The sequence below is a fragment of the Massilia sp. CT11-108 genome, from assembly GCF_047302915.1.
Lineage (GTDB): Bacteria > Pseudomonadota > Gammaproteobacteria > Burkholderiales > Burkholderiaceae_D > Telluria > Telluria orientalis.
This window is the reverse complement of the sequence record NZ_JBKYMO010000341.1, coordinates 1-6,288: the sequence shown is the minus strand read 5'-3', so window position 1 is coordinate 6,288 and position 6,288 is coordinate 1. Positions and strand designations below refer to the sequence as shown.

At 65.0% G+C, this 6,288-nt stretch carries 4 protein-coding genes and 1 pseudogene; all 5 read right to left on the bottom strand.

Annotation, left to right across the window (positions count from 1 at the left end; all coding sequences use genetic code 11):
* Positions 1-456 (bottom strand): annotated as a pseudogene (locus ACEN88_RS22220) (hypothetical protein); the annotation flags it as partial.
* A gap of 189 nt (positions 457-645) precedes the next feature.
* On the bottom strand, positions 646-2,910 hold the full coding sequence (locus ACEN88_RS22215; RefSeq protein ID WP_413343100.1) for a carboxy terminal-processing peptidase: 2,265 nt from the start codon (positions 2,908-2,910) through the stop codon (positions 646-648).
* A 165-nt stretch (positions 2,911-3,075) separates the two neighbouring features.
* The gene (locus ACEN88_RS22210; protein WP_413343098.1) at positions 3,076-3,636 is read right to left on the bottom strand and encodes a hypothetical protein; all 561 of its coding nucleotides are present in this window, start codon (positions 3,634-3,636) and stop codon (positions 3,076-3,078) included.
* A 12-nt stretch (positions 3,637-3,648) separates the two neighbouring features.
* On the bottom strand, positions 3,649-4,200 hold the full coding sequence (locus ACEN88_RS22205; protein ID WP_413343096.1) for a thymidine kinase: 552 nt from the start codon (positions 4,198-4,200) through the stop codon (positions 3,649-3,651).
* A gap of 98 nt (positions 4,201-4,298) precedes the next feature.
* Positions 4,299-6,288: penicillin acylase family protein (locus tag ACEN88_RS22200; protein WP_413343094.1), on the bottom strand; the 1,990-nt coding region annotated here is incomplete at its 5' end.

Here is a 6,288-nt window from a genome sequence, read left to right as displayed (position 1 = left end):
GCCCCCAATCGCGCCGTTGCCGAAGCCGCCGCCGAAGCCGCCACCGTTGCCCACCGTCACGCTGCCCGATTGGCCGACCGTGACGACCTTGCCGTCGCTCGTGGACACCACCGCCATGCCGTTACCCAGCATCGCCGCCAGCCTCGCATTGCTCGTGCTCAGCAGATACGTGCCTTCGATGCCCTGCGAATACGTCAATTTGACCGGGGCACCGCTCTGGCCGACGTTGGCGCTGGCCTTCTGGTACAGGGTTTCGGCCAGGTTGCCGCTGCCGTAGGCGGCGCCGCCAACCAGGCTTGTGCCGTTCGCCAGCACGCCCGAACTGACCACGTCCGCGCCGTTCCCGCCGGTCCATCCGGACAGGAAGCCCGATTGGTTCCCCGAGACCACTTCTGCCTGGGCTCCGCATGCGCTCCCGACCAGCAGAGCCGCCGCGATGAGGTAACGAGTTGTCATATTGAACTCCTTGCTCAGTTCATAAAGTTATTGTTAAATTAACTGCTGAGTGACTGTAGCACACCTGTAAAAAATCCAATTTTCAATTGAACGGCATAAAAAAAGGCGAGACTCCCAGGGGAGCCTCGCCTTCGGCCATCCGGTAAGGATGAGCGCTTAACCGGCGGCTATTTCACATTTAACAACCAATCAGTTCCCAGGTTGTTTCAACATCGACATGTATGGCATCGCACGCGACGCCATGCGGGTGTCGGCCTTCAACATGCCGGCCTCGTCGGCCAGGATGTGGGCGGCCTCCTGCAGATACACGTCCTTGGCGTTCTTGGCGGCCTTCTCGGCGGCCAGTTCCGCCGTCAGGCTGCGCTCGTCGCCCTGCAGCCCGTCGTCGGCGCTCGCCGCGCCTTTCAGCACGACATTCGTCTTCTTCGGGCTGGTCGGCGTCGGCACCTTGCCGCGCTGCTCCTTGCTGCCCGGACCGGACACCGGCTCGTCCGGATTGTCCTTGCCGGCCAGGCGCGATTCGCGCAGGCGGGCCTTCGCTTCCTGGTTCTCGCGCTCCTTGCGGCGCACGGTCTCGTTCAGCGAGATGAGGTTGTCCTTGCGGACCTTCAGCGCTTCGGCGATGTCCTGCTCGATGTCCAGGAAGTCGCGGTCCTTCGCGACGCGGGAATCATGCTTCTTCTGCAGCGGGTTGAACAGCTCCTTCAGGTCGCCGGACGGCATGTACGTCGCCGGCTTGATCTGGACCCACGGCAGCGCGTTGTCGTAGGACGCTTCGCCGAAGTTGTCGTCATCGGACGTGACCGGGAACTTGATGTCCGGGGTGACGCCGCGCAGCTGCGTGGTGCCGCCGTTGATGCGGAAGAACTGGGCGATTGTCATCTTGAGCTCGCCGTACTTCATCTTGTCGTTCTGCGAGAAACGGTCGAGGTTGATCAGCGTCTGCACGGTGCCCTTGCCGAAGCTCGGCTCGCCGATGATGATGCCGCGACCGTAATCCTGGATCGCGGCGGCGAAGATTTCCGACGCCGATGCCGAACCACGGTTGATCAGCACGCCCATCGGGCCGTCCCAGGCCAGGCCGGCATCCGTGTCGCTTTCGACTTCGACGCGGCCTTCGGCGCTGCGCTGCTGCACGACCGGGCCCTTGTCGATGAACAGGCCCGTCAGCTCGACGGCCTCGATCAGCGAACCGCCGCCGTTGTTGCGCAGGTCGATCAGCACATTGTCGACCTTCTCTTTCTTCAGTTCGCCGAGGATGCGCTTGACGTCGCGCGTGGCGCTCTTGAAGTCCTTGTCGCCCTTGCGGCGCGCCTCGAAGTCCTGGTAGAAGGTCGGCAGCTGGATCACGCCGATGCGGCGCTTCACGCCGTTATCCGTGACCTCGATGATCTTCTTCTTGGCCGACTGCTCTTCCATGCTGATCTTCTGGCGCACGAGGGAGATGGTCGTGTGCTTGCCGTCCTGGCCGGCGTCGGCCGGCAGCACGTCCAGGCGGACCGTCGAGTTGCGTTCGCCGCGCACGAGCTGCACGACGTCGTCGATGCGCCAGCCCATCACGTCCGTGAACGGGCCATTGCCCTGCGCGACACCGACGATGCGGTCGCCCACCTTCAGCTTGCCGGATTTGTCGGCCGGGCCGCCCGGGACGACCTCGCGGATCACGGTGTAGTCCTCGCGCGACTGCAGCACGGCGCCGATGCCGTCCAGCGACAGGCGCATGGCGATGTCGAAGTTCTCGGCCGAGCGCGGACCCAGGTAGTTCGTGTGCGGCTCGATGGCCATCGCGTACGCGTTCATGAACATCTGGAACACGTCTTCGTTGTTCAGCTTCTTGAGGCGGTTCTGGTAGCCCTCGTAGCGCTTGTCCAGCGTCTCGCGGATCGCCTTCTCGTCCTTGCCGGCGAGCTTCAGGCGCAGCCAGTCGTTCTTGACGCGCTTGCGCCACAGGTCCTTCGCCTCGTCCTCGTTCTTGGCCCACGGCGCCTTCTCGCGGTCGATCTGCAGCGATTCGTCCGTGCTGAAATCGAACTTGCCCTTCAACAGCTCGCGCGCATACGTCATGCGGTCGAAGAAGCGCTGCTGGTAGACGTTGTAGATCTGGAAAGGGACCGTCAGGTCTTCATTGTTGATCGCATCGTCCAGCTTGGCGCGCACGGGCGCGAAGCTGTCGATGTCGGCCTGGGTGAAGTAGAGTTTCTCGCTGTCGAGCGCCTTGAAGTAAGCGTCGAAGATCTTCGCGGACATCGCGTCGTCCAGCGGCGTCGCCTTGTAGTGGTAGCGCGCGAGCACGCGCGATGCCCACAGGGCGGCCTGGGTCTGGGCGGGGGCCGGCTTGATCTGGACGATGGGGGCCGTGTCGGTCTTGACCGCGGCAACCTTCTCGGGCTGCGCCGTGACCACGTGGGCCGACATGGCAAACGCCAGCGCGACCGTCAACAACTGCTTCTTCATTCTTGGTTCTCCGGACGGGAATATTCATGCGACTGCATGGCGGGAGGGCCGGCAGTCGCGCCGACGCAGCGGCGGATGCAACCCATTTTACAGGATAGCGCGGCGGCGCAGAGCCGGCTTGTTCGCGTCTTCAGCCGAGCTTAAGTCTTCTTGGCGCCCGCCGGCCTACGCTTTTACAAATCGAAACAAACTGGTTTGAAACCAACAGTAAGCCAGGCCGCCCGCCGCGATGATCAACAGATAAGGCCAACTGCGCGCGCTCAGCTTCCAGTCGACGGGCGATGGCCAGAACGACAGGAACTGCGGTGCCAGCAGGAGGGTCAGCGCCAGGTCGGCCGGGCCGAAGTGCCACGGGGCGCGGGTGCGCCACCAGGCCACGGTGACGGGTACGAGCAGCACGAGGAAAGGCGCCAGCGCCGCCGGCGCGGCGTTGTACCAGCGCAGGTTGGCGAACGAGACGGACCCGAGCTCCCACACGCGCCCGTTGCGGCGCGGGATGATGGTAAAACCGACGGGCTCTGCGCCCAGCAGCAGCCCGACCGAGAAATGCGCCAGCTCGTGGCAGAACGTGCCGACCGCGCTGAACAGGAAGAAGGCCGGGTGCGCCCGCGTCACCATCCAGATCAGGAACGCGAGCGCGAGGGACGGCACGAGATAGAGCAGCATCTCGCCCAGGCCGCAGGCCCAGGCGGGCAGATGGGGGGCGCAGCCCGCAAGCCAGGACATGGCCGCGGCGCGTCAGCCCAGGTAGAAACAGCGGGCGCAGGCCTGGCGGTAGCTCTCGTTGCCGCCGATGCTGACCTGCTCGCCTTCGCGGATGCGGCGTCCTTCCGGATCGACCCGGATGTTCATCGTCGCCTTTTTCCCGCACGTGCAGATGTTCTTGATTTCCTCGATATCGTCGGCCAGCGCCAGCAGGTGCGCGGAGCCGGGGAACGGCTCGCCGCGGAAATCGCTGCGCAGGCCATAGCAGATGACGGGCACGCCGCGCACCTGCGCCAGCTGGTGCAGCTGCACGACCTGCTCCTTCGTCAGGAACTGGGCTTCGTCGACCAGCACGCAGGACACGGCCGGCGCCTTGTCCAGGAAATTCGTGGTCTTGTCGAACACGTCGGTCTGGCGCTGCGGCCCCAGGCGCGAGGTGATCTGGCCGATGCCGTAGCGGTCGTCGATGGCGGCCGTGTACAGCTGGACCTTCTGGCCCTGCTCCTCATAGTTGTGCGCCACCTGCAGCAACGACGTCGACTTGCCCGCGTTCATTGCCGAATACCTGAAATAGAGTTTTGCCACTGCCCTGTCCTGCCCTGGAAAGCCGTTGTACGATCCGAGGATTATAACAATCCCGCCGGCAATCCGGCATGCCGCGGCGCCAGCGCAGCGGGCCGCCGTCACTCGCCCGGATGGTATTTGCGCTCGAGCTGTTTTTCGATATCTTCCTTGTAGTACAGCACGTCCTTGAATTCGCCGCGGCTGTACATCGCGGCCTGGTCCGCGAAATGGGGAGACGCCGGATCCCCGCTCTCGCCGCCGGCCAGGATGCTCTTCGCGCGCAGGCGCGGGCCGAACTCGACCGCGGCAACGAAACTGTTGCCGCGGTCGCCGTAGATGCGCTTCGTGGTCTGCTGCGCCGTCATGCCGAACGACGCGAGCGAGCCCCAGTTGGCGGACGTGAATCCGACGGGCAAGCTCGGCCTGTTGTCGTCGTACTGCTGGTCGACGGCGCCGGACAGGCGCTGGAAGCGGTTGATCTCGCCCCACGGCGTCTTCCAGCTGCCGAAATCGGCCTGCAGCCTGTCGCTCGCGCGCCCCAATGCATCCAGGCGTTCCTGCGGCGTCAGCCGCGTCTGCACGAATTCGATCACGGGGACATGCTGCGCCTTCGCGCGGGTCGATGCCTGCGCGACCATGGCCTGGCCCCAGTACACGGCAAGCGACGTCGGCACGGACGCCGTCGAAAAGCGCAGATCCCAGCCGCGCAGCAGCGCCACCTGGTCGGCCAGCTTCGCCTTCCGCGGATCGCTGTCCGGCAACGCATCCCAATCCTTGGCGACGGCCGGGACGAGCGGTTCGAACGCCGTCAGGTAGCTGTCATACGCCTTCGCGATGAGCCCGTCGAGCGTGAAGTCGCGCGCATCGTGCAGCACGCGCTCGGCGTGCACGCCGCGCGGATTCTGCGGCAGCGACCACATGTAGGCCGGATATTTCGAGCAATCCGGGCTGCTCGCGCCGAAGCCCGTGCACGGCCAGTTGTTCGTGTTGGAGATATAGCCGCTCGCCGGATTGAACACCGTGATCGTCTCGCCGACGTCGTGCAGGCCCTTCCACTCCGTGGCCGGGTCGCTGCCGTCGACGGGCTTCGTCCAGTCGAAGCGCGGATCGCGGCGCGGGATGAAATTGCCGTGGAAGTAGGCGATATTGCCGTCGGCATCCGCGTAGACCGTGTTGTTCGACGAATTCGTGCGCAGGTCCATCACCTTGCGGAACGCCGCGTAGTCGCGCGCCTTCGTGCGGCCGTACGACTGCATCAGCGCGTGCATCGGGTCGTCCATCATGCGCACCGCGACCCACTTGCCGTCCTGCGCGCGGATCACGGGACCGTGGTGCGTGAAGTACGCCGTGACGGTGCGCGTCGTCATGCCGTTCGCGGTTTTATAGGGCAGCTCGATGGTCTTCGCGCGCACCGCGCGTTCGCCGGCGCCGTACTTGTAGACGAACCGGCCGTCGCGCCGCTCCACCGTTTCCAGGTACTCGTCGATGACGTCGCCGCCGCCCGACGTGTGCATCCAGCCCACGCGGTCGTTGAACCCCTGGTAGATGAAGAACTGGCCCCATGTGACGGCACCGTACGCGTTCAGGCCCTCCCCGCTCGCCATGTGGATCTCGGGCCGGAAATAGAACGACGTGTGCGGATTGATCATCAGCAGCGCGTGGCCGCCGGCCGTCAGGCGCGGCGCGATGGCGAAGCCGTTGGAGCCGCGCGGCTCCGGATCGAAGCCCTTGTCGGCGAGCGCCACGGCGGGCGCCGGTGCCGTCCCGTAGAACGCCTGCAATGCCTTCAGGTCGATGGTCTCGATGTCGCCGCCGATGCTGCCCTCGCTGAACGCGAGCGCCATCCACGGCTCGAAACGCGTGATCAGTTTCGGCTTCACCTGCGGATGCGTGGCGAGGTACCAGTTCAAGCCATCCGCGTACGCATCCATCAGCTTCCTGAGCCATGCCGGACTCTCCGCATACTTCGCCTTCAGCTCGGCCGGGTCGACGTACAGCTTCATGCGCAGGTCGCGCCAGATCTCCTTCTCGCCCTCGACCTCGGCCAGCCGCCCCAGCGCGTTGATGTAATTGAGCTCGACGCGGTTGAAATCGTCCTCGGCCTGCGCG